The organism is Mycobacterium sp. (genome assembly GCF_019247615.1).
In the GTDB taxonomy this organism is placed as follows: Bacteria; Actinomycetota; Actinomycetes; order Mycobacteriales; family Mycobacteriaceae; genus Mycobacterium.
Genome location: NZ_JAFBAT010000064.1, coordinates 1 through 22,496, shown reverse-complemented (window position 1 = coordinate 22,496; position 22,496 = coordinate 1). Strand labels below are relative to the sequence as shown.

General features: G+C 68.6%; 20 protein-coding genes and 3 pseudogenes. 12 read left to right on the top strand and 11 right to left on the bottom strand.

Annotated features, from left to right (window positions below; translation table 11 throughout):
* The 3 genes from JO059_RS04180 to JO059_RS04170 form a co-directional block, all read right to left on the bottom strand.
* Positions 1-559, bottom strand: a 559-nt coding sequence (locus JO059_RS04180; RefSeq protein ID WP_293314848.1) for a VWA domain-containing protein, incomplete at its 3' end; no start/stop codon positions are given.
* A gap of 97 nt (positions 560-656) precedes the next feature.
* Complete coding sequence (locus JO059_RS04175; protein ID WP_293314847.1) at positions 657-2,024, bottom strand: primosomal protein; 1,368 nt, start codon at positions 2,022-2,024, stop codon at positions 657-659.
* Between the two features lie 72 nt (positions 2,025-2,096).
* Positions 2,097-2,915 (bottom strand): alkaline phosphatase family protein, encoded by an 819-nt coding sequence (locus tag JO059_RS04170; protein ID WP_293314846.1) that lies wholly within the window; start codon positions 2,913-2,915, stop codon positions 2,097-2,099.
* Between the two features lie 175 nt (positions 2,916-3,090).
* Here JO059_RS04170 and upp point away from each other — a divergent pair, with 175 nt between their 5' ends.
* Positions 3,091-3,714 carry a uracil phosphoribosyltransferase gene (gene upp, locus JO059_RS04165; protein WP_293314845.1) on the top strand — a complete coding sequence of 208 codons (624 nt, stop codon included), beginning with the start codon at positions 3,091-3,093 and terminating at the stop codon, positions 3,712-3,714.
* Between the two features lie 30 nt (positions 3,715-3,744).
* Here upp and JO059_RS04160 read toward each other — a convergent pair whose 3' ends face one another.
* Both JO059_RS04160 and JO059_RS04155 read right to left on the bottom strand, forming a co-directional pair.
* The gene (locus JO059_RS04160; protein ID WP_293314844.1) at positions 3,745-5,334 is read right to left on the bottom strand and encodes a phospho-sugar mutase; all 1,590 of its coding nucleotides are present in this window, start codon (positions 5,332-5,334) and stop codon (positions 3,745-3,747) included.
* Positions 5,331-6,155 (bottom strand): purine-nucleoside phosphorylase, encoded by an 825-nt coding sequence (locus JO059_RS04155; protein ID WP_293314843.1) that lies wholly within the window; start codon positions 6,153-6,155, stop codon positions 5,331-5,333. Before JO059_RS04155 ends, JO059_RS04160 begins: the two co-directional genes overlap by 4 nt.
* Before the next feature lie 123 nt (positions 6,156-6,278).
* On the opposite strand from JO059_RS04155, the gene JO059_RS04150 reads away from it, so the two are divergent.
* The 3 genes from JO059_RS04150 to JO059_RS04140 all read left to right on the top strand — a co-directional run bounded on the left by JO059_RS04150 (position 6,279) and on the right by JO059_RS04140 (position 9,626).
* Positions 6,279-7,469: a M20 family metallopeptidase gene (locus JO059_RS04150; protein ID WP_293314842.1), complete on the top strand. Its 1,191-nt coding sequence runs from the start codon at positions 6,279-6,281 to the stop codon at positions 7,467-7,469.
* Positions 7,466-8,635 carry an amidohydrolase gene (locus tag JO059_RS04145; protein WP_293314841.1) on the top strand — a complete coding sequence of 390 codons (1,170 nt, stop codon included), beginning with the start codon at positions 7,466-7,468 and terminating at the stop codon, positions 8,633-8,635. Before JO059_RS04150 ends, JO059_RS04145 begins: the two co-directional genes overlap by 4 nt.
* A gap of 112 nt (positions 8,636-8,747) precedes the next feature.
* Positions 8,748-9,626: a hypothetical protein gene (locus tag JO059_RS04140; RefSeq protein WP_293314840.1), complete on the top strand. Its 879-nt coding sequence runs from the start codon at positions 8,748-8,750 to the stop codon at positions 9,624-9,626.
* 62 nt (positions 9,627-9,688) lie between these two features.
* On the opposite strand, the gene JO059_RS04135 is transcribed toward JO059_RS04140, so the two are convergent.
* Positions 9,689-10,165, bottom strand: coding sequence for a gamma-glutamylcyclotransferase (locus tag JO059_RS04135; protein WP_293314839.1), 477 nt, complete (start codon positions 10,163-10,165; stop codon positions 9,689-9,691).
* Positions 10,166-10,241: 76 nt separating this feature from the next.
* Here JO059_RS04135 and JO059_RS04130 point away from each other — a divergent pair, with 76 nt between their 5' ends.
* The 6 genes and pseudogenes from JO059_RS04130 (at position 10,242) to JO059_RS04105 (ending at position 17,588) form a co-directional block, all read left to right on the top strand.
* On the top strand, positions 10,242-11,675 hold the full coding sequence (locus JO059_RS04130; protein WP_293314838.1) for an NAD(P)H-quinone dehydrogenase: 1,434 nt from the start codon (positions 10,242-10,244) through the stop codon (positions 11,673-11,675).
* A gap of 87 nt (positions 11,676-11,762) precedes the next feature.
* Positions 11,763-13,517, top strand: coding sequence for a glycerol-3-phosphate dehydrogenase/oxidase (locus JO059_RS04125; RefSeq protein ID WP_293314837.1), 1,755 nt, complete (start codon positions 11,763-11,765; stop codon positions 13,515-13,517).
* Positions 13,518-13,527: 10 nt separating this feature from the next.
* Positions 13,528-14,409 carry an RluA family pseudouridine synthase gene (locus JO059_RS04120; protein WP_293314836.1) on the top strand — a complete coding sequence of 294 codons (882 nt, stop codon included), beginning with the start codon at positions 13,528-13,530 and terminating at the stop codon, positions 14,407-14,409.
* Positions 14,410-14,416: 7 nt separating this feature from the next.
* Positions 14,417-14,860: pseudogene (locus JO059_RS04115) on the top strand (HNH endonuclease signature motif containing protein); the annotation flags it as partial.
* A gap of 316 nt (positions 14,861-15,176) precedes the next feature.
* Complete coding sequence (locus JO059_RS04110; RefSeq protein ID WP_293314849.1) at positions 15,177-16,313, top strand: PPE family protein; 1,137 nt, start codon at positions 15,177-15,179, stop codon at positions 16,311-16,313.
* A 135-nt stretch (positions 16,314-16,448) separates the two neighbouring features.
* Positions 16,449-17,588 (top strand): PPE family protein, encoded by a 1,140-nt coding sequence (locus JO059_RS04105; protein ID WP_293314835.1) that lies wholly within the window; start codon positions 16,449-16,451, stop codon positions 17,586-17,588.
* 108 nt (positions 17,589-17,696) lie between these two features.
* Here the strand turns inward: JO059_RS04105 and JO059_RS04100 are convergent, their stop codons facing one another.
* Entirely contained in the window at positions 17,697-18,305 is a 609-nt protein-coding gene (locus tag JO059_RS04100; protein WP_293314834.1) for a DUF5994 family protein, read from the bottom strand.
* A 193-nt stretch (positions 18,306-18,498) separates the two neighbouring features.
* On the opposite strand from JO059_RS04100, the pseudogene JO059_RS04095 reads away from it, so the two are divergent.
* A pseudogene (locus tag JO059_RS04095) lies at positions 18,499-18,914 on the top strand (cation transporting ATPase C-terminal domain-containing protein); the annotation flags it as partial.
* A 74-nt stretch (positions 18,915-18,988) separates the two neighbouring features.
* Here JO059_RS04095 and JO059_RS04090 read toward each other — a convergent pair.
* Both JO059_RS04090 and JO059_RS04085 read right to left on the bottom strand, forming a co-directional pair.
* Positions 18,989-19,348: a DUF732 domain-containing protein gene (locus JO059_RS04090; protein WP_293314833.1), complete on the bottom strand. Its 360-nt coding sequence runs from the start codon at positions 19,346-19,348 to the stop codon at positions 18,989-18,991.
* A 102-nt stretch (positions 19,349-19,450) separates the two neighbouring features.
* Positions 19,451-19,798: a DUF732 domain-containing protein gene (locus JO059_RS04085; protein WP_293314832.1), complete on the bottom strand. Its 348-nt coding sequence runs from the start codon at positions 19,796-19,798 to the stop codon at positions 19,451-19,453.
* Between the two features lie 168 nt (positions 19,799-19,966).
* On the opposite strand from JO059_RS04085, the gene JO059_RS04080 reads away from it, so the two are divergent.
* A complete protein-coding gene (locus JO059_RS04080; RefSeq protein WP_293314831.1) occupies positions 19,967-20,884 on the top strand; it encodes a PHB depolymerase family esterase in 918 nt (305 codons plus the stop codon).
* 7 nt (positions 20,885-20,891) lie between these two features.
* Here JO059_RS04080 and nei2 read toward each other — a convergent pair whose 3' ends face one another.
* The gene (gene nei2, locus JO059_RS04075; RefSeq protein ID WP_293314830.1) at positions 20,892-21,644 is read right to left on the bottom strand and encodes an endonuclease VIII Nei2; all 753 of its coding nucleotides are present in this window, start codon (positions 21,642-21,644) and stop codon (positions 20,892-20,894) included.
* Between the two features lie 3 nt (positions 21,645-21,647).
* Positions 21,648-22,496, bottom strand: a pseudogene (locus tag JO059_RS04070) (ATP-dependent helicase); the annotation flags it as partial.

Sequence of the window (22,496 nt, the reverse complement as noted above, 5' to 3'; positions counted from 1 at the left end):
CGGCGATGGCCGTGGCTCCGATCGCGTGCAGGGCCGTGAAAATGGCCTCACCGGTCGCCGTGCTGTCGGCGAAGTCCAGCTTCTTGAGCGCATCCAGGGTCGCCTGGTGCTGCGGGGTGGGGGGCACGAGCAGGTACGGGGTGCCCGCAAAGGCGACGAGGCCGAGGTTGATGCCCGGCGTCAGCTGACTGGCGAACTGGGTGGCGGCGTCCTCGGCGGCCTTCAGCCGGTTGGGCGGGACGTCGGTCGCCCGCATGGAGTTGGACACGTCGATCACCAACATGATGACCGCGCGGTTGCGCGGTATGCGCATGTCGTGCGTCGGGGTGGCCAGCGCGACGGTCAGGAGAACCAGGGAAAGCAGCGCGACCGCGATCGGGACGTGCCGCCACCACGACTGCGGCACCGGAGCCTCGGTGAACCGGTGCAGGCGGCGCCGGCGTCGGGCCTGAACCAAAACGTAGAGGGCCAGCAGGGCGATGGGAACCAAGCCGAACAGCAACATCCCCGGGCGTTGAAACCCATACAGGGGCAGCGGACCGATCCCGGGAAGCGACACCTGGTTAACCTCCCGACTGGCCGCCACTTAGCGACGGCGGATGTTGCCGCCAGTAAAGATGAGTCTTGGTGCGCCGTCAAACGGCCCTATTCGGGCCCTACTCTCGGCGCAGCCGCCCATCCACGAATTGCTCCAGCTTCTCCCACTCCCGCACCGCCGCCGCGTACGGGGGCGTGGGTTTGGCGACCGAGGCCGGGTCGAGGACGTAGGCCACCAGCTTGCCCAGGGGCCGGCCCTCGTCCAGCGCCTTGTCGACCGTGCTCTCCTCGGAGTAGTCGCCGATGTCGCGGAGCAGCTCGACGGCCAGCTCCAGCTGGTCGCGGTCCACGGCCTCGGGTCCGTCGGCAAAGTCGTCGGCCAGCCCGCTGAGCACGTAGATGTTGTCGTCGGTGACTTCGACCCGCAGGGAGCCGTCGGTGGCGGCGGTACGGATATCGTCGTAGGTGCTCAAGTCGGCCAGGTCGTGGTCGTGCTCGTCGGCGAGGTAGCGGGCGAGCGCCCGTTCGGATCCGAACACGCTGATGCGCCCGTTGCGGCCCAGAAAGATCGGGCGCTCGTCCAGGTAGCAGCGCAGCGTGTAGAAAGTGTCGGAACCGGTCATGATCCGAATCGGGTCGATACCGACCCGCAGCCAGAAATCCTTGTCGCTGCCGAGCACCACCGTGTCGCCGAGCGCGCGGGCCTCGCCCTCTTCGGACTCGTCGTCTTCTTCGGAGTCGTCGTCTTCTTCGGAGTCGTCGGCCGCGCCTTCGGCAGCTTCCTGGGCCGCGTCCTCGGCGGGCTCCCCGGAGCCTTCCGAGGAGTCCTCGACCGTCTCGGCCACGGACTCGTCGGCGGCCTCGGCCGGCTCCAAATCCGGCTCTTCCGGCTCTTCGGCCAGTTCCTCGGCGGCCTCGGCCGACAACTCGGCATCGACCTCGGGAGTCGCGATGATCTCCTCGACCGCACCCAGCACGCCGTCCCAGCTTCGCCCGATGATCTCGGAGATGGAATTCCAGCGTTTCTGACCGGCCTTGCCCGTGAAGTGTTCGATTCCCCCTGCGACCGTGCCCAGGGTGGGGTTGCCGTTGAAGAATCTCGACACCGCCGGCAGCTCGCAGACCGACCCGATGGACGACACGATGGCGAGCGTGTTCGTCAGCGCGGTCACCGACTCCTCCGTCGGCTTCTCCGAGACCAGCTCTTCGACCGCGACGAGGTCGAACCGTTTGTCCACGGCCGGTTCGAGGTTGCGCGCGTGCGCCGCCGTCAGGTCCTCCCAAGCGGGGTGGTCAACCAGGTCGTTGTCGGAGCCCGAACGCACGAACGCGACCAGGTCGGCAACCGTCTCGAACGCGTACAGGTCCTCGTCCTTGCCCAGAAACGCCTCCCACTCGTCGCCGGCGTCGCGCCAACGGGGCGCCCACACGGTGTAGCGGTCACCGGCGGACAGGCTCAGGCGGATCGGCACGAGGTCAGCAGCCATGCGGCACAGAATAGCGACGGACGACCAAGGCGCCCGGACCGGCTAGGACCGGCTGGGACCGGCTAGGACCGGCTAGGCGCCCCAGATGGTGGCGATCGGAGCAGCGGTCGCCGCGTTGCCCGTTTTGGGCAGCCCATACATCTGCTCCAAGGTGGACAGCACGCTGTAGTGGCTGATCTGCTCGTTGTACGTGCCGGGCTGCACGTGGGCGCCGTAGATCACCGTCGGGATCTGGTTGCGGGCGCCGCCGTCGTCCTCGTCCCAAGTCACGATGAGCAGGCTGTCGTTGGCCACCGCCCAATTGGCGTAGCCCGACAGCTGACTGCTCAGCCAGGCGTCGCCCTGCGCAATGGAGCCGTCATGCATGTTGTTGCCGTTGTCCGGAATGACGAACGAAACGGTCGGCAGGTTGGCGTAGTTGCCTATCGGAAAGGCGGAGAACGGCAACGAGTCCGCCGGCGGCACGTTGGTGAAGTTGGCCCACGGCACGTGCTTGCGCGCGTATTTGCCCGCGCTGCACACCGGCGAGCCCGCCGCCGGGAGGCCTTCGGCGTAGCCGGTGAACGTGTAGCCGGCCGCGAGCAGCTCGGAAGCCAGATTGGGTGCATTGCCGGCGTTGACCGGGCAGGCGTTCGTGGTCAACCCGAACGTGTCGCCGGCGAACAGCGCCAGGTAGTTCGGTTCGCTGGGATGCGTTTCGGCGAACGATTGCGCCATGTTCGCGCCGCCGGCGGCCAGCGCGTTGATGAACGGAGTTGACCTGCTGCCGATGATGTTGCTCGCGGAACGGTTCTCCTCCACCACGATCACCACGTGCGCGGGCCGCGGAATCGCTGCCGCCGCAACGGTGGCAGGGGCCAGGGGAGTGGCCGCCAGGGTCGTCAATACCACCGCGCCGACCAGCCGAAGCGCTCGACAGGTCGCACCGGCCGGGCTTCTCCGACCCCTGATTCGGCTCAGCACCCGGGGAGTATATGAGCGGCGTTGGCCGACGAGCGCGCCGACCCTAGCGTGTCAGGGGCCAATCACCGAACCGAAACGGGATCTTTATATAGGGTGAACGCCCGTGGAGGTGCGGGTCGTTGATCATCCGTTGGCGCTGGCCCGACTGACCACGCTGCGCGACGAACGCACCGACAACGCCGGGTTTCGGGCCGCACTGCGCGAGCTGACGCTGATGCTCGTCTACGAGGCCACGCGGGACGCGCCGAGTGCCCAGGTCCGGGTACGTACCCCGGTCGCCGAGACGTTGGGATCGCGGCTGGCCCACCCCCCGCTTCTGGTCCCAGTGCTGCGCGCCGGCCTGGGCATGTTCTATGAGGCACATGCCGTCATACCCGAATCCCGGGTCGGGTTCGTCGGTGTGGCCCGCGACGAGTCGACCCACCGGGCGGTCCCGTACCTCGAGTCGCTGCCTGACGACCTCACCGCGTTGCCGGTGATGGTGCTCGACCCCATGCTGGCGACCGGCGGGTCGATGACGCACACCATCGGTTTGTTGCAGCGCCGCGGTGCGGTCGACATCACGGTGTTGTGCGTGGTCGCTGCACCGGAAGGCATTGCGGCCCTTGAGAAATTGGCGCCGAATCTCCGGCTGTTCACCGCCGCCGTCGACGACGGGCTCAACGAGAACGCCTATATCGTGCCGGGTTTGGGCGACGCGGGTGACCGCCAGTTCGGGCCGCGTTAGCCCGGCGGCGAGGCGTTCTCCCGGGACGTGTCACCAGCCCCTGACGGCTTCTGTCACTTGGTCGCGCAGCGCACGGGCACGGTGCCTGGCGGCCGGCAGGTCGTCGGAGGGCGAGCAGCGCACTTCCAAGTAGTACTTCAGCTTCGGCTCGGTTCCCGAGGGCCGCACCACCAACCTGACGGACGTTTCCTGATCACCTGCGGTCAAGATCAGTGAGTCGGTGACCTCAGCGTCCGAAATTGCGACCGTGAATCCCGCGAGCCGACTCGGCGGGGCCGCCCGCAGCCGGCCCATCAGCTCGGCGGCCTCGTCGGCACCGGCCACTCGGCGCGAAACGGCCGCAACATCGTGCACGCCGTACCGCCGTGCGAGGTCGTCGAGCGCGTCAGAGACCGAACGCCCCCGCGTGTTGAGCGCCGCCACCAGATCGCACGCCAGCACCGCCGCGCTGATGCCGTCCTTGTCCCGCACGGCATCGGGATCGACGCAATACCCGATAGCTTCCTCGTAGGCGTAGACCAGCGCGGAGCCGGGCACGCCGGAGTCGGCGCGAGCCAACCATTTGAACCCGGTCGGCGTCTCGACGTGGGTGGCGCCGTAGTGTGCCGCGATCGCCGCGAGCATCCGGGAGGAGACCACGGTGCTGGCCACCACGGCGCGGCGCGGGTGGTCGAGGTGTGACAGTACGTAATCGCCGAGGAGCCAACCCGTTTCGTCGCCGGACAGCATCCGCCATCCGCCTGGCGTGGGGATGCCGATCGCGCATCGGTCGGCGTCGGGGTCCAGCGCGACCGCAACGTCCCCCCGAATGTCGGCCGCCAGCGCGAGCACCGCGTCGGTGGCGCCCGGCTCCTCGGGGTTCGGGAACGCGACGGTGGGGAAGTCGGGGTCCGGCGCGTACTGCCTCGCCACGGCGTGCACGTTGTGGAAGCCGGCGCGATCCAGCGTCTCGACGGCCACCGCCCCGCCCACGCCGTGCATCGGGGTCAGGGCGACGCGCAGGGAACCGCCTGCGCGCCGCACCCGGGCGGCGCGCTCGACGTAGCGTCCGACGAGATCAGTGTGCGCCGGTGCGACCGGTGTGCGAGCGATCTGGTCGGCGAAAGGGGCCGCGGTCATTGCCGTTTCGATCTCCCGGTCGATCGGGGAGACGATCTGGCTGCCGCCCTCGAAGTAAACCTTGTAGCCGTTGTCCGTCGCCGGGTTGTGCGATGCCGTGATCTGGATCCCGGCGGCGGCGCCGGTCTGGCGAACCGCGAACGCCAGCACCGGTGTGGGCACCGCTCCTGGCAGCAGTAACACCGAAAAGCCTTCGGCCGCAAGGACTTCTGCGGTCACGGTGGCGAACGCGGCCGAGCCGTGCCGAGCGTCGCGTCCGACGATCACCGACGATCTCGCCCGCACGCGACCCGCCAGCACCTGCGCCACCGCCCAGGTGGCACGCGAGACCACCGCGATGTTCATGGCGTCCGGCCCGCCGCGCACCGGACCGCGCAGCCCCGCGGTGCCGAACGTAAGTGGGTGCGCGAACCGCGCGGCGAGCTCGTCCGGGCCGCAGGCCGCGAGCTCGGCCGCGGTCGTCGGGTCCGGATCGTGCGCGATCCACTCCTCGGGCGTCACGTCTTGGGGAAGCGGGGGATGCGCTCGATGACGTCGGCCAGCAGCGCGCCCATCCGCCTCGCCGACGCAGCTGCCGTGGCGAGCACTTCGGCATGGCTCAACGGCTGCCCGGCGATCCCGGCTGCCAGGTTTGTCACCAGCGACACCCCCAGCACCTCGGCGCCGGCCGCCCGGGCCGCGATGGTCTCGTGCACGGTGGACATGCCCACCATGTCGGCGCCCAGCATCCGCAGCATCCGGACCTCCGCGGGAGTCTCGTAGTGCGGTCCGGGCAGACCGGCGTACACCCCTTCGGTCAGCTGCGGGTCGGCCCGGCGAGCGAGCTCGCGCAGCCACGGCGAGTAGGCGTCGGTCAGGTCGACGAAGTGCGGGCCCACCAGCGGTGAGCGCGCGCTGAGGTTCAGGTGATCGCTGATCAGCACGGGCTGCCCGACGACCATGTCGGGGCGCAATCCGCCGGCCGCGTTGGTGAGCACGACGATGCGGGCCCCGGCAGCGCACGCCGCCCGTACCGGGTGCACGACGTGGCACAGGTCGTAACCCTCGTACGCGTGGACCCTTCCCGCCATGACCAGCACCCTGTGCCCCGCTATCGGCACCGACGACAGTTCGCCGGCATGCCCAACGGCGGTCGGGGGGACGAACCCGGGCAGTTCGGCCTGGGGCAAGGTGGCGGTCGGCGGCCCCAGAGCCGCGACCGCCGGCGACCATCCCGATCCGAGAACGACGGCGACGTCGTGCTCGCCGACCCCGGTGCGCTCGCCGATGGCCTGTGCTGCCTGGCGAGCGAGTTCCCCGGGGTCGGGCGCGGTCTCGCTCACAGTGCGGGAGCTTAGCCCGGCGCGCCCAGACGCAGAATCGGACGCCGGATGGCTGCGCCGGCTGATTCTGGCTCTGCTGGCGGTTGGGGGATCGTCGAATCTGCGCGGTGGGATACTGCGAGAATGCCCACAGCCCCCTTGGACACCGTCGAGGATGTCGTGCGGCGACGCGGTTCCGATTTGGTCGAGTTATCCCATGCCATCCACGCCGAGCCTGAGCTGGCGTTCGCGGAGTATCACAGCTGCGCCAAGGCTCAGGCGCTGGTCGCCGAACGCGGTTTCGAGGTCAGCCGGCGCCCGGGCGGCTTGGACACCGCCTTCCGCGCCGACTTCGGCAGCGGGCCGCTGGTCGTCGGGATATGCGCCGAGTACGACGCGTTGCCCGAGATAGGGCACGCATGCGGCCACAACATCATCGCCGCGTCGGCGGTGGGCACGGCGCTCGCGCTGGCCGAGGTGGCCGACGACCTGGGTCTGAAGGTGGCGCTGGTGGGAACCCCCGCCGAGGAAGCCGGCGGCGGCAAAGCGCTGCTGATTGATGCCGGGACCTTCGACGACGTCGCGGTGGCGGTGATGGTGCACCCCGGGCCGACCGACATCGCAGCGGCCCGCTCGCTGGCGTTGTCCGAAGTCATCGTGAACTACCGGGGCAAGGAATCCCATGCCGCCGTGGCGCCGTATCTGGGGGTCAACGCGGCCGACGCGGTGACCGTCGCGCAGGTGGCCATCGGGGTGCTGCGGCAACAATTGGCGCCGGGCCAGCTGGTACACGGGATCGTCACCAACGGCGGCCAAGCAGTCAACGTCATCCCCGGACGCGCGACGTTGCGCTATGCGATGCGGGCTGTTGAATCGGATTCGCTGCGCGAGCTGGAGGGCAGGATGTTCGCGTGCTTCGCCGCGGGCGCGCTGGCCGCCGGCTGCGAGTACGAAATCGACAACCCCGCACCGGGTTACGCCGAGCTCAAACCGGATCAGTGGATGGCCGGTGTGTTCCGGGACGAGATGCGCCGACTCGGACGCGAGCCGCTGGCGCCCGAGGTCGAGGCGTCGCTTCCCATGGGCAGCACCGACATGGGCAACGTGACGCAACTGCTGCCGGGAATCCATCCGGTCATCGGGGTCGAGGCCGGCGGAGCCACCGTGCACCAGCGCGGCTTCGCCGATGCCGCCGCCGGTCCCAGTGCCGACCGGGCCGTCGTCGAAGGCGCGATCATGCTGGCGCGCACCGTCGTCCAACTGGCCCAGACCCCTAAAGAACGCGACCGGGTATTGGCGGGGCAGCAGCGCAGGCAACGGGAGGCACCGGGATGAGCCTGGCGCACACCGCCGAATCATGGTTGGCCGCCCACCACGATGACCTGGTTGAGTGGCGCCGGCACCTGCACCGCTACCCGGAGTTGGGCCGACAGGAGTTTGCCACCACCCAGTTCGTCGCCGAGCGGCTTGCAGAGGCAGGACTCAACCCCAAGGTGCTACCCGGGGGGACCGGTCTGATCTGCGACATGGGCCCAGAGCATGAGCCAAGGATCGCGCTGCGCGCCGACATGGATGCGCTTCCCATGGCCGAGCGAACCGGTGCGCCGTACGAATCGACCATGCCGAACGTCGCCCACGCCTGCGGGCACGACGCGCACACGTCAATCCTGCTGGGTGCGGCGCTGGCTTTGGCGGCCGCGCCGGAGCTGCCGGTGGGCGTGCGGTTGATCTTCCAGGCGGCCGAGGAGTTGATGCCCGGCGGCGCCATCGACGCGATCGCTGCCGGGGCGTTGGCCGGCGTGTCGCGGATCTTTGCCCTGCACTGCGATCCCCGGCTCGAGGTGGGCAAGATCGCGGTCCGGCACGGCCCCATCACCTCGGCCGCGGACTCGATAGAGATCACGTTGTATTCACCCGGCGGGCACACGTCGCGACCGCACCTGACGGCCGACCTGGTGTTTGGGCTCGGCACGCTGATCACGGGTTTGCCCGGTGTGCTGTCGCGCCGGATCGACCCGCGCAACGGCACCGTGTTGGTGTGGGGCGCGGTCAACGCGGGCGTGGCGGCGAACGCCATTCCGCAAACGGGTGTGCTCTGCGGAACCGTTCGCACGGCAAGCCGCCAGACCTGGATTGCCCTCGAGGAGATCATTCGCGACACCGTGTCCGCGCTGCTGTCGCCCCTGGCGATCGAGCACACGCTGCAATACCGGCGCGGAGTGCCGCCGGTGGTCAACGAGGAGATCTCCACGCGCATCCTCACGCATGCGATCGAAGCTGTCGGTCCCGATGCGCTGGCCGATACCCGGCAGTCGGGCGGCGGTGAGGACTTCTCCTGGTACCTGGAGGAGATTCCCGGCGCGATGGCGCGATTGGGCGTGTGGTCGGGCGAGGGACCGCAGTTGGACCTGCACCAGCCGAACTTCGACCTCGACGAGCGCGCCCTGGCGATCGGCCTGCGGGCCATGGTCAACATCGTCGAGCAGGCCGCGCTCTTCTAACCCCCTCGGCGAGCGTGCATGTTTGTACGCCGACACGCCGCACAAGACGGCATTCTTCGCACGTTCGTCAGGGTGAGTTGTGCGCAAGCCGCGGGTGCCCACCATACCCGGCATGAACGAGCTAGCCCGGCTACTCGACGCACAAGGCGGGGTGGTCACGTCTGCCCAGGCATTGCGGCACCTGACACGCCGCGGGCTGGAGTCGGAACTGAATGGTGGTGCGCTGCAACGAATTTGGTATGGGGTTTACGGCCGGGGCCAGGTCGACCGCGGATTGCAGTTGCGCGCCCTGGACCTCATGACCGCGACGACGGTCGCCATGAGTCTGGGCACTGCCGCCGATGCCTACGGCTTCGACACCGAACGCACCGCGGATCTGCACGTGCTCAATCCGCCCGGACGTCAGCTGCGATCTGCCGACGGCCTCAAAGTGCACCGCCGACAAGGGGAGCCATTGACCCTGGTGCGGGGACGGCCGACGACGGAACCCGCATGGACGGCGATCGAGGTGGCGCGAAGCCTGCCCAGGCCGCGGGCGCTGGCGACGCTGGACGCCGCGCTGCGAAGCGGCACGTGCAGCCGCGACGACCTGAAGCGGGCGGTCAAGCGGCAGTTCGGACGGCGGGGCATCGTCACCGCGCGCGAGCTGGTTGGTGTTGCTTCCCCGAAGGCGGAGTCGCCGATGGAGAGCGAGGCGCGGCTGGTCATGATCGACGGCGGCCTGCCTCCGCCGATGCTGCAGTACGAGGTGGTGGACGTGCAGGGGCGTCTCTGGCGACTCGATTTCGCCTGGCCCGAACTTCGTGTCGCCGCAGAGTACGACGGCGTCGATTGGCACAGCGGGCCGGAAGCCTTCCTCCGTGACCGTCGCCGCTCCTCGGCACTCCAAGAGCTGGGGTGGGTACTAGTGCCCATCGTCGCAGAGGACGTCAGGTATCGGCCCCACGAACTTGTTCGCCGGCTGAATATTCAGCTCCGAAAGGCCGCTTGAGGGTGCACAGAATGCCGGCCGTTGCGGCGTGTCGACGTACAGACACGCACACTCGCCTAGGACTAGGAATGCCCCGGGCCGATGTTGCTGGAGGGCCGGGTGCGCAGGTCGTGCACGTAATCCTCTGGCGCCCCGGCTATTTCGGCCGCATCGGCCATCACGCCGAGATAACGCGCCGAGGGCAGGCCGCCCTCCCAGGCGTCCAGGACATACAGCCACGCCAGCACGGGATCGGTGGTGGTGTCCGACGAAATGCGCTCGACACGGCAGCGGATCTTTTTGTGGATGCCGAACTCGGAGCCCTCCCACCGGTCGAGGTTCTTCTCGTCGGCGGGTGTCATGTCGTAGAGCACGACGAACACCTTCGAGCCCTGATCCTCGACGATGGTGGCCAGGGCCCCCTCCCAGCCGATGTCCTCGCCGCCGAAGGTCAACCGCCACCCGTGCAGCCAGCCCGTTCCGGCCATCGGCGAGTGCGGCGCGCGCTTGAGCATCTGCTCGGGATCCATGTTCGACCCGTAGGCGGCGTAGAGCGGCACGGGAAAAGCTTAGACGGGACTGGCGCGCGCGGCGTTCACCCAACCGTTTGGCTCCTCGCCCGATTAGGTTAGGCGTGTGGTGACGCGCATCGTGATCCTCGGTGGCGGCCCGGCCGGTTATGAAGCCGCGCTTGTGGCCGCCACGTTACGTTCAGAACGTCCCGAGACGGTGCACGTGACCGTGATCGACTCCGACGGCGTGGGCGGGGCGGCCGTGCTGGACGACTGCGTGCCATCCAAGACGTTCATCGCCTCCACCTGGTTACGCACCGAGTTGCGCCGGGCGCCGCGGATGGGCATCGACATCGACATCGACGACGTGAAGGTCTCGCTGCCGCACATTCATGCCCGGGTCCGGCGACTGGCCTCGGAGCAGTCGGCCGACATCACCGAGCAGCTGTGCAAGATGGGCGTGCAGGTGGTGGCCGGTCGCGGCGAGCTGGTCGACCCCACGCCGGGTCTGGCCACACACCGGGTAAGGGCGACCCATTCCGACGGCTCAGCCAGCGAGTACGAGGCCGACGTCGTCTTGATCGCCACCGGCGCCAGCCCGCGGACCCTGCCGGGGGCCCAGCCCGACGGCGAGCGCATCCTGACCTGGCGGCAGCTCTATGACCTGCAGGCGCTGCCCGAGCACCTCGTGGTCGTCGGCTCCGGCGTCACCGGCGCCGAGTTCGTCCATGCCTACACCGAGCTCGGGGTGCCGGTGACGGTGGCGGCCAGCCGCGACCGGGTGCTGCCCTACGAGGACGCCGACGCGGCGCTGGTCCTGGAGGAGGAGTTCGCCGAACGCGGCGTCCGGCTCGTCAAGCACGCCCGTGCCGAGTCGGTCACCCGCACCGGCAATCCCCCCAGTGGGGTGCTAGTCACCATGACCGACGGCCGAACCGTCGAAGGCAGCCACGCCCTGATGACGATCGGGTCGGTGCCCAACACCAGCGGGCTGGGCCTCGAACGGGTCGGCATCGAACTGGGGCGGGGCAACTACCTGACCGTCGACCGGGTGTCGCGCACGTCGGTGCCCGGCATCTATGCAGCCGGCGACTGCACCGGCTTGCTGCTGCTGGCGTCTGTCGCCGCCATGCAGGGCCGGATCGCGATGTATCACGCCCTCGGCGAGGGCGTCAGCCCGATCCGGCTGCGCACCGTCGCGTCGACGGTGTTCACCCGGCCGGAGATCGCCGCGGTGGGCGTGCCGCAGTCGATGATCGACGACGGCTCGGTGCCCGCCCGGACCATCATGCTGCCGCTGCGGACCAACGCACGGGCGAAGATGTCGGGACTGCGGCAGGGGTTCGTCAAGATCTTCTGCCGGAAGTCGACCGGCGTGGTGATCGGTGGCGTCGTCGTCGCGCCCATCGCCTCCGAGTTGATCCTGCCGATCGCCGTGGCCGTCACCAACCGGATCACGGTCAACGAGCTGGCCCAGACGCTGGCCGTCTACCCGTCGTTGTCCGGGTCGATCACCGAGGCCGCCCGGCGGCTGATGGCCCACGACGACTTGGACTGAAAGCCCACCGGAAAGAACGTAGCCTGGTTGGGCAAGTCCTACTGACGGGTAACCGACGGGAGTTTTCGCTGTGAGGAGTCCTCTGCCGTGAGCGAACCGATCCACGTTCCCAGCGGGCAGAGTTCGCCGGCTTCCGCGCTCGGGCCGCGGCAACGCCAGATCGCCTGGGAGCGGCTGGGCAGCGAGCAGTTCGACGTGGTGGTCATCGGCGGCGGCATTGTGGGTTCCGGGTGTGCGCTCGACGCGGCCACCCGCGGGCTCAAGGTGGCGCTCGTCGAGGCGCGGGATCTGGCCTCGGGCACGTCGAGCCGCTCGTCGAAGATGTTCCACGGCGGCCTGCGTTACCTCGAGCAACTGGAATTCGGGCTGGTCCGTGAGGCGCTCTACGAGCGCGAATTGTCGCTGACCAAACTGGCGCCGCACCTGGTCAAGCCGATGCCTTTCCTGTTCCCGCTGACCAAGCGCGGGTGGGAACGTCCTTACGTCGCCGCCGGCATCTTCCTCTACGATCGCCTCGGCGGCGCGAAATCGGTTCCGCCACAGAAGCATTTGACGCGTGCCGGGGCTCTGCGACTGAGCCCGGGCCTCAAGCGCAGCGCGCTGATCGGTGGGATCCGCTACTACGACACCGTCGTCGACGACGCCCGCCACACCATGACCGTCGCGCGCACCGCGGCGCATTACGGCGCGGTGGTGCGATCCTCGACCCAGGTGGTCGCATTGCTGCGCGACGGCGATCGGGTGACCGGCGTGCGGGTCCGCGACTCCGAGGACGGCTCCATCGCCGAGGTCCGCGGCCATGTGGTGGTCAACGCGACCGGCGTGTGGACCGACGAAATTCAGGCGCTGTCCAAGCAGCGCGGGCGGTTCCAGGTCCGGGCTTCCAAGGGCGTGCACGTGGTGGTGCCGCGCGACCGGATCGTCAGCGACGTCGCGATCATCCTGCGCACCGAGCTGTCCGTGATGTTCGTCATACCCTGGGGCAGCCACTGGATCATCGGCACCACCGACACCGACTGGGACCTCGACGTGGCGCATCCCGCGGCCACCAAGGCCGACATCGATTACATCCTGGGCACCGTGAACACCGTGCTGGCCACCCCGTTGACGCATGCCGACATCGACGGGGTTTACGCCGGGCTGCGACCGCTGCTGGCCGGGGAAAGCGAGGAAACCTCGAAGCTGTCGCGCGAGCATGCCGTGGCGGTGCCTGCGCCCGGCCTGGTGGCGATTGCCGGCGGCAAGTACACCACCTACCGGGTGATGGCCGCCGACGCGATCGACGCCGCGGCCCAATTCATCCCCGCCCGGGTGGCGCCGTCGATCACCGAGAAGGTGAGCCTGCTCGGCGCCGACGGGTACTTCGCGCTGATCAATCAGGCCGAGCACGTGGCCGCGCTGAAAGGACTGCATCCGCACCGGGTGCGCCATCTGCTGGATCGCTACGGTTCGCTGATCGGCGACGCCATGGAATTGGCGGCCGAGAACTCCGGCCTGCTCAGCCCGATCAAGGAGGCGCCGGGCTATCTGAAGGTGGAGGCGCTGTATGCGGTCACCGCCGAGGGAGCCCTGCATCTCGAGGACATCCTGGCCCGTCGGATGCGCATTTCGATCGAATACCCGCACCGCGGCGTCGACTGCGCCCGGGAGGTCGCCGAGGTCGTGGCGCCCGCGCTGGGATGGACCGCCGCCGACGTCGAGCGCGAGGTCGCCAACTACACGGCGCGGGTGGAGGCCGAAATACTGTCGCAGGCCCAGCCCGACGACGTGTCGGCGGACGAGCTGCGCGCCAGCGCGCCCGAGGCCCGCGCGGAGATCCTCGAGCCCGTGCCACTCAGTTGAGACGGCCTGAATGTCCCTGAAGCCCGCGCCGCTTCCCGTTCGCGACGGACTGGGTCCCGCCCGGGTCCGGCTGCACGGCGGGCCGGTGCTCGCCGAACTGACCGCCCGGTTCGGCCCCGGCGCCCGCGCCAAGGTTCTGATGGGAGAGGTCGTGGACGCCGACGGCGCGGTGGTCGACGAGGCCACGACGCTGGCCGCCGGGTCCAGCGTCTACCTTTATCGCGACCTGCCGGACGAAGTGCCGGTGCCCTTCGACATCCCGGTGCTTCACCAAGATGCCGACCTCGTGGTCGTCGACAAGCCGCACTTCCTGGCCACCATGCCACGAGGGCGGCACGTCGCGCAGACGGCGCTGGTGCGGCTGCGCCGGGAGCTGGGACTGTCCGAGTTGAGCCCGGCCCATCGGCTCGACCGGCTGACCGCGGGGGTGCTCCTGTTCACCACCAGGCGCGAGGTGCGCGGCGCGTACCAGACGGCGTTCGCCCGCGGTTCGGTGGCCAAGACGTACCTCGCGCGGGCGGCCGTCGATCCGGGCCTCATGCTTCCGCGAGTGGTGCGCAGCCGCATCGTCAAACGACGCGGCCGCCTGCAGGCGGTCTGCGAGCCCGGCGTGCCCAACGCCGAGACGTTGGTGGAGCGGATTTCGCAGTCACCCGATGCGGGCCTCTACCGCCTGACGCCGCGGACCGGGCGCACCCACCAGTTGCGGGTGCACATGGCCGCACTCGGGATACCGATCGACGGTGATCCCTTGTATCCCAATGTCATTGACGTGGCGGAGGACGATTTCAGCACACCGTTGCAGTTGCTGGCACAGCGAATCGAGTTCACCGATCCGGTGACTGGGTCGCGCCGCGAGTTCGTCAGCCGCCGGCACATCGACGTGTCGTAGAGGCGTGCCCGCGGCCGACTGCGACATCGACCATGCCATCCCCTTCTCCCTGGGCGGCAAGACGCATGCGGCCAACCTGAATTGCAAGTGCCGTAGCCATCATCTGGTGAAGACGTTTTGGGGTTGGGGTGAGCAGCAGCTGGCTGACGGGACGCTGATTTTCACCGCGCCGGGCGGGCAGACCTATGTCACGACCCCGGGGAGCGCCTTGCTGTTTCCCAGCCTGTGTTGCGCGGTCGGCGGCATGCCCACACCCGAGGCCGACCCGCCCTCCGACTACTGCGCCGAGCGCACCGCGATGATGCCTAAACGCCGCCGCACCCGCGCCCAAAACCACGCCCAGCGGGTGGCCACCGAACGCCGACAAAACCGTGAAGCCCGCGAAGCCCGGCACGCCCAACACGCCGGCCCCTCGCCACCGCCCCACGACGACGAACCCCCGCCGTTTTGACGGCAGCCCAACGGTTTACGTGGCGGCGATGGAGAACAGACGCCAGTCAGCTGTTCCTGAACAAGGCGGTGAGATGCGGCGCCGGGGCATGGCTGACCGAATCCTCGAGGTGAGCCGGGGCGGCTCCGTGACCCTGTAAGAGTTGCCTCTGCAGGTTCGGCGAGCAACGCCGGCCGGTCGGTATATCGTTACTGCCGACCGATCCGGCCATGAGAGGGCGTCGATGCACAATGTTCCAGGGCTGTTCGCGCCGTAGTCAACGCGAATTTCCTCGGCCTTAGCTGATGCCTTGTCTAGGGAGACGACTGTGACACTCATGGATTTCATGGCGCTGCCCCCTGAGCTCACCTCGGCGCTCATCCACGCCGGTCCGGGGGCGGCCTCTCTGATCGAAGCATCCACCGCATGGCAGCAGGTGGCCGTCGAGTTGGAGAACTCGGTCAGCTCCTACTCGTCGGTGTTGTGTTCCCTGGCCGAGACGTGGGACGGCCCGTCCGCGGCGGCGATGGCCGACGCCGTCGCGCCCTACATCACCTGGTTGCGCACCACCGCGCAGCAATCCCACCAGATGGCGGCCTCGGCCCAGGCGGCCGCGACGGCTTTCAATTCCACGGTGTCGGCCATGGTTCACCCCTCGGAAGTCGCTGCCAACAGGACGCGGCTGGCAAAGTTGGTCGCCACCAACGCGTTCGGACGCAACCTTCCCGCCATCGCCGCTACGGAAGACCAGTATCTGGCCATGTGGGCGAACAACTCCGCGGCAATGAAGCGCTATCAGGCGGCCGCGGCACAGGCCCTTGACCTGAAGCAGTTCTTGTCGCCGCCGGCGGTTGTCGATCCCGGCGGCGCCGCCGCGCAAGCCAGTGCGGCAGGCGCTGCGGCCGCCACTCCGGCGCAATCGACGATCGGTGATCTGCTGACCAACCTCGTCAGCACCCCCTTCGGGTTCGACCCGAACAAGGGCTGGTTCGGGCTGGCGAACACTTATGCGAACCAGTTCATCTCGTCGGGCTTTCCGATCAACCTGCTCAGCTACGTCGCGCAGGCCACTTCGGCGCAGGCGCTGCAGACGGTGGGCGCCGACGTGGGCCAGGGCCTCTCCGAAGGAATGTCGGCCCTGGGGGGCATCGGGTCGAGTCTGTCGAGCGCGACCGAGGCGGCCGGATCGGGGCCGACGGCGGCGATAGGCGTCGGGCTGTCGGTGGGCAAGCTGACCGCCCCGCCCGCGGTGGTGGGGCTGCTGCCGGCATCGCAGACGCCGGTGCAACTTACGTCGGCGGCATCGCCGCTGGATGCCGCGGACGCCGGCTTCCCCATGCTGCCGCCGCTGATGCCGCCACCCATCTCGGCGGGTAGCGGCTGGCGCAAGCGCAAGCAACCCAAGCCGGAGGATCTCGAATACGGCACGCAGGTCAAAGGGAAAGTGATTCGCACACCACCGTCGGCCGGATGAGAGCCGACCATGGTGCCCCACGACCACGAAAGCGGCAGGACACCGAAATGCCTTGTCGCATAGCGCCTTCCGCAGTCGTCGCCACAACCCTTACGCCGTGTTCGGCCTGTCGACATTCTCTTCGGGTGTGACGTCATGGATTTTGGGTCATTGCCTCCCGAAATCACCTCGGCGCTGATCCACTCCGGACCCGGCGCCGGGTCGTGGATTGAGGCGTCCGGAGTCTGGCAGCAGCTCAGCGCCGAGTTGGAGGAATCGGTGCCGACCTTCGCCTCGGTGTTGTCGGCATTGGCCGACTCATGGAGCGGTCCGTCAGCCGCGGCCATGGTCTCGGCCGTTGATCCCTACCTCGTCTGGTTGCGCACCACTGCGCAGCAGTGCCGGCAGGTCGGCGCCGCGGCGCAGGCGGCCGCGGCGGCGTTCGAATTGGCCCACCGCACCATGGTCTTTCCGGTGCACGTCAGCGCGAACCGGAAGCAGCTGGCAAAGTTGTTGGCTACCAACTGGTTCGGCACCAACCTTCCGGCTATCGCCGCAACCGAGGCCCAGTACGAGGGCATGTGGGTCAACAACTCGGCGGCGATGTACCGCTATCAGGCGGCCGCCACCCGGGCGCTGGCGCTGCCGCGGTTTTCGTCGCCGCCAGCGATCGTCAATCCGATGGCTGCAGTCGCTCACACCGCTGCCGCGCCCGCCGCAGCCGCCGGTTCGCCGGCGCAAACGGCATTGGGGGACGTGTTGACTGCGCTCAACAACTTCCCCGACGGCTTCGACCCGCAGGGCGGCTGGTTCGGACTGATCAATACCTACACGAATCAGTTCATCGCGGGCGGTATTCCGATCAATCTGCTCAGCTACATCGCGCAAAGCACCGCGGCACAGACGCTTCAGAATGTGGGTGGCGAGGTCGGTCAGGGCCTTTCGCAGGGCGCGTCGGCGTTGGGAACGGCGGCGAATGGGCTCACGGGCGCGGTCCGCGCCGCCGGGTCGGCGGCAACACCGACCGCCGCGGTGGGCGTCGGCGTTTCACTTGGCAAGCTGACCGCGCCGCCCGCCATGGTAGGGCTGTTGTCCGCGCAGCAGACGCCGGTGCAGCTCGCGTCGGCAGCCACGCCGCTCGCCGCCGAGGAAACCGGATTCCCCTTCCTCCCGCCGCCGATGATGCCGCCGGTAGCGCCGCGCAAGCGTAAGCCCGAGGGACGCGACTACGACGACCTCGAGATCGGGTTGGAGATCAAGGGCACGTTCATGACCCGGCCGCCGTCAGCGGGCTGAGGCGCCGAGTTCGTCCGTGGCGACCTGGTCGGGGGCCTCGCCGGTGCCCAGGCGTTGGGGCGAGCGCGGGATAGAGCTGGGTTTGCTCGGCTCACGACCCTGGGTTGGCTAACCGTTCGCCGACGACGCGGTCGCGGCGCGGCGAGTTTCGATCATCCGGTTGCGAACGATGTGTTCGACGAGGACCGGAACGAAGTTCTGCACCGGCGCATTAACGAATTGCCGGGCGGCCTCGTCGCACCAGCGCTTGATCTGTGCGGTTCGCTGCTCGTCGCCGAGTCCTTCATGCCGGGCCAGTTTCTCGCCGACGTCTGCGATGGACCGGGCAACCGTCGTTTGGGCGGCAGGTGCGGCATCGGCCGGCACCCGTGCCTCTTCGAGTGCTTGCCGGGCGATCGCTTCGCTGGCGTCCGGCCGGATCACGTGCAAGGTGAGGTGACGACCGTCCTCGTCGATCAGAATCACGCTGGCCGGTTCGTCGCTGCCGAATCCCAGCAATTCGATGGTGCGACCGTCGATTTGAGCCATCCGCGGAGTCTCGCCCCAGCCATTGTGGCGGTAGCCCACCATCACAACCGGCCCGAGCCGGTCGGACACCGCGGCCAGCAGGCCCGGAAGCTCGTCCACCAGGTGCGCCGAATGGGGCCACCACGCTCCGTCGATGTGTTCCGAGGCGGACCGATAAGGCTTGAGCTGCAACCGATCTTCGTGTGCCATGTCAACCACCTGCCCGCCGCCTCTGCCCGATGTCGTGCAACCGCTAGCAACGGTACGGGCATGGAGGCCACCTCGCGACTCGACCGCACCGGGTAGCCGTAGCGTGTATGAAACATGAACAGCGAGTAGCGGCAACGCCTTTCGGTGGCTTTTGTCACTTGTCAATCCCGGCAAGACGCGACGAACGACGCCCCTGTTCGACTTCTTGACCTTCGGGCTGATGCTGGGCGTGCTGCACGCCGGCGCCATCGAATTCCGCACCGGCTGGTTTGTGGAATCCCTTGCGACGCAGACGCTGATCATCTTCGCGATCCGAACCCGCAAGGTGCCCTTCTTCCGCAGCCGGCCAAGCATCCAGCTCGCCGTCACCAGTATCACGGTGGTCGCGATCGGTGTCGCCCTGACCGTTTCGCCGCTTGCCGGCGCCCTGGGCTTCACGCCGTTGCCGTGGCAATTCTTTGCCGTGCGGGCGGTTTCGTCGCCATTTATCTCGTGCTCGTGGAGCTAGCCAAGCTGATGTTCTACGCCGAGCCGACCAACCACATCGGGCCCCGCCGCACCCGCGGACACGCCCATCGCGTCCGGCGCCGCGCCGCACGTTTCCACTCCGTCAACGGCATTGCGGCCCGGGCGCGGCCCAACCCGGACGTAAACACAAGGGGTTTCACGATTCGCCCGTCGGGTTACGACGCGTATTGCGGGCAGAAGGCCCGGATGCTTGCGCCGACAAAGAAACCGGCATGGTAGCCGTCCAGGCTGCTGTTGCCGGCGACGGTGGACGCAACCTGGGCCGGGGACTTGCCGTTGCCGAGTTCATCACAGACCTCATGCCCGGCGATGAAGGCCTTTTGCGGTGAGCTGAAGTGGATGTCCTTGGCGGTCAACGCCGCCAGGAAGGCGTCATCGGTGGCGTCCGCATGCGCGTCCGGCGCCATGCCAGCCATCGCCCCGGCCGCGATCGCCCCCGCGGCCATCGCCCCAGCCGAGGTCGTCAGCAGGAGCCGCACCATCCGCGCGGTGTTCATCATTTCGGATACTCCCACACGGCGGAATCTCCATCGGTCGTTTGTCGCCGGGGCGCAGGATCGGCCGACTTGCGATCATCGCGACGCGAAACAGCCGTCGGGCCGAAAGCCCCGACGCCGTTACCTCGGCTCGTCGTCGTACTGCGGGCAGTACGCGCGTTCGGCGACGGCGACGAAATACCCGGCGCTGTCGCCGTCCATGCCGCTGCTATTCATCACGTCAGTCGCGATCTGCTCCTGCGATTTGCCCATGTCGAGTTGATGGCAGACCAAATGACCGGCCGTGATGGCGGCCCGGTCCGATTCGTGGGTGATGTTGTGGGCGTGCAGCGCAGAGATGAAGGCGCTATCGGTGTTGTCGGCGCGAGCGGCCGGGGCCGACTGCAGCAGGCCGAGCAGCGCCGCCGCCGCTGCGCCGCCGGTTACCAGCGCTGACAGCCGGCCGAGACGGGTGCGGGTGTTGGTCATTTCGGATACTCCCGTGAGAAACAACTCGATTGTTTGGTCACCTTAAAGTCTTGCTAACAATATTGCCAGAACGTTAATGGCCGGTGCGATTCAATGATCCCTGAGATTGCGAACATCGCAACAGAGCGTCAGTGCTGCGCGTGCCGGCAGAATCGGTAATTTGACGGCATGCCGTCCGCGCGCTGGTTGTCGCTCGCCGTGCTGGCGGTGTGTGTGGCCGGTTGCGACGTGCGACACGTCTCGGCGGCCAGCGCTCGGGATGTGCCCGGCACCTTCCGTTCCGGTGACATGGACCGAACCTACGTGCTGCATGTGCCGCCGGGCGATCCCGTCGGCTTGGTGCTCAACCTGCATGGGGGTGCAGGCACCGGGGCTGGGCAGGAGAGTCTGACCGACTTCGACGCCGCCGCCGACGCCAACCACCTGCTGGTGGTCTATCCCGACGGTTATGACAAGAGCTGGGCCGACGGACGAGGCGCGTCGCCGGCGGATCGCCACCACGTCGACGACGTCGGATTCCTGGTTGCGCTGGCGGGGAAGCTGCAGGGCGACTACAACATTGGCGCCGGGCATGTATTCGTCACCGGCATGTCCAACGGCGGCTTCATGACCGACAAACTCGCATGCGATCGCGCCGATTTCTTCGCCGCGATCGCGCCGGTCGCGGCCACCCTGGGCGCGGGAGTGGCCTGCAATCCGTCGCGGCCGCTATCCGTCCTCCAGATACACGGCACCGCGGACCCGTTGGTGCCGTTCAAGGGTGGGGACGTGCGCGGCCGCGGTGGGGTCAGTCATGCCATCTCGGCCAACGGCATGGTCGACAAATGGCGCTCGGCCGACGGGTGTCAAGGCGATCCGACGGTTCAGTCGCTACCCGACGTGGGCGATGGCACCCTGGTCCACCGCTTCGACTCCTCGGCGTGCGCGGCGTCCACGGAAGTGGTGTTCTATCAGATCGACAACGGCGGGCACACCTGGCCGGGCGGCAAGCAGTATCTGCCCCCGGCGGTCATCGGGCGCACCTCACGCGCGCTGGACGCCTCGGAGGTCATCGCGCGGTTCTTCGTCGAACACGGGCGCTCGTAGCCAGCGGTCAACTCTGGCAGGAGGGGCACCAGTACGCCACCCGTTCGCCAGTGGCGTCGTAGTGGATCAGACTGCCACAACGACGGCAAGGCTGCCCGGCGCGCCCGTACACCCACAGCTGCCGGCCGGTTCGGGTGTCGCCGGTGGTGCAGCGGTTCCAGCGACACCGATTGGCCCACAGCATCTCCCGCGCACGGGCGACGAGCCGATGCGGGTCGGCCAGGGCGCCGACCGGGGCGGTTGGCAGGTGTCCGCCGATGAAGCACAGCTCGTTGCAGTAGACGTTGCCGATCCCGGCCAGCACCCGTTGGTCGAGCAGCGCCTCGCCGATTGGTCGCTCCGGGCAAGCCGTGAGGTTGGCGGCGGCCCGTGCCGCATCCCAGTCCTCGCCCAGCAGATCGGGTCCCAGATGCGCGACCACGTCGACGTCGCGGTCGCGCTCCACCACCTCGAGCACCCCCAGGTCGATGCCGACGGCCCGAATATCCTTGGCCTCCAGGATGATTCGCGCCCGGTGATCCACCCGCACTGTGTTGCCGATCCGCCAGCTGCCGTCCATCTTCAGATGCGAATGAATGCTTGCGCTCCCGACGCGGATGAACAAGTGCTTGCCCCGGCTGAGCACCTGGTCCACGACCTGCCCGGTGAGATCCACGGTGGCGAACCGCGGTACCCGGATATCGCAGCGTGTCAGCGTGCGCCCGGCCAAGTGCTGTCGCAGCACGGCCGCGGTGTGCCAGACGGTGTCACCCTCGGGCATTGCTCACCGCAGCCGCATTCCGCGCGGGGTGCGTACGAAGCCAGCGTTCGACAGCGCTTCGACGGCCCGGCCCGGATCGCCGGGACGCGGCTGCAGTGCCGGTGCGCCATCGATGCGTTCGACGAGGATGGACGCGAGGCGCTTGCCCGCGACCAGGTCCGCCAGCGCGGTGGCGGCCGCATGGTCGGCCACGGGGTCTTCGGTGAACGTCAGCAGCGAGCGCCCGCCGCGTTCCAGGAACCAGGCAAGCTCCCCGTCCACCAGCACCACCAGCGCACCGGGCTTGCGGCCCGGCCGGCCGCCGGCGGCCTCACCGTCGGCCTTTGCGGTCGGCCACGGCAGCGCCGCGCCGTATGGATTGGCCGGGTCCGCCGCGGCCAGCACGACCGCCCGGTAATCGGGCGCCTCCCGGTCGATGCGGTCGGTGTGGCTGCGCAGCCGGTCTACGGTCGAGGCCACGGCGAACTGCGCACCGCCCAGGGATTCGACGAAATAGCCGCGCTGGCACCTGCCGGCCTCCTCGAACGTGCTCAGCACTTTGTAGAGCATCGCGAACCCGCCCGGCACCCCTTCGGCCGCCACCGCGCCGCGGGTCAGCACACCGTGGCGGTTCAGCAACAGCTCGGCCTGGTAGTGGGCCCGCAGCGTGGAATTCGGCTCGGGTGTCGGCAGGGCGGACCACCGCCCGGCCACGGTGGGATCGGTGCTGCGATGGGGGTGGGCGACGCGGTAGCGGCTGAGCCGCGGGGGGCGCTGGCTGCGATGAGCGGGCGCGGAACGTTTACCCGCTCCGGCGCCGCCGAGCATCGCGCGTATCGGTGCGAACGTGTCGCCGGTGACCCAGCCGGCCCA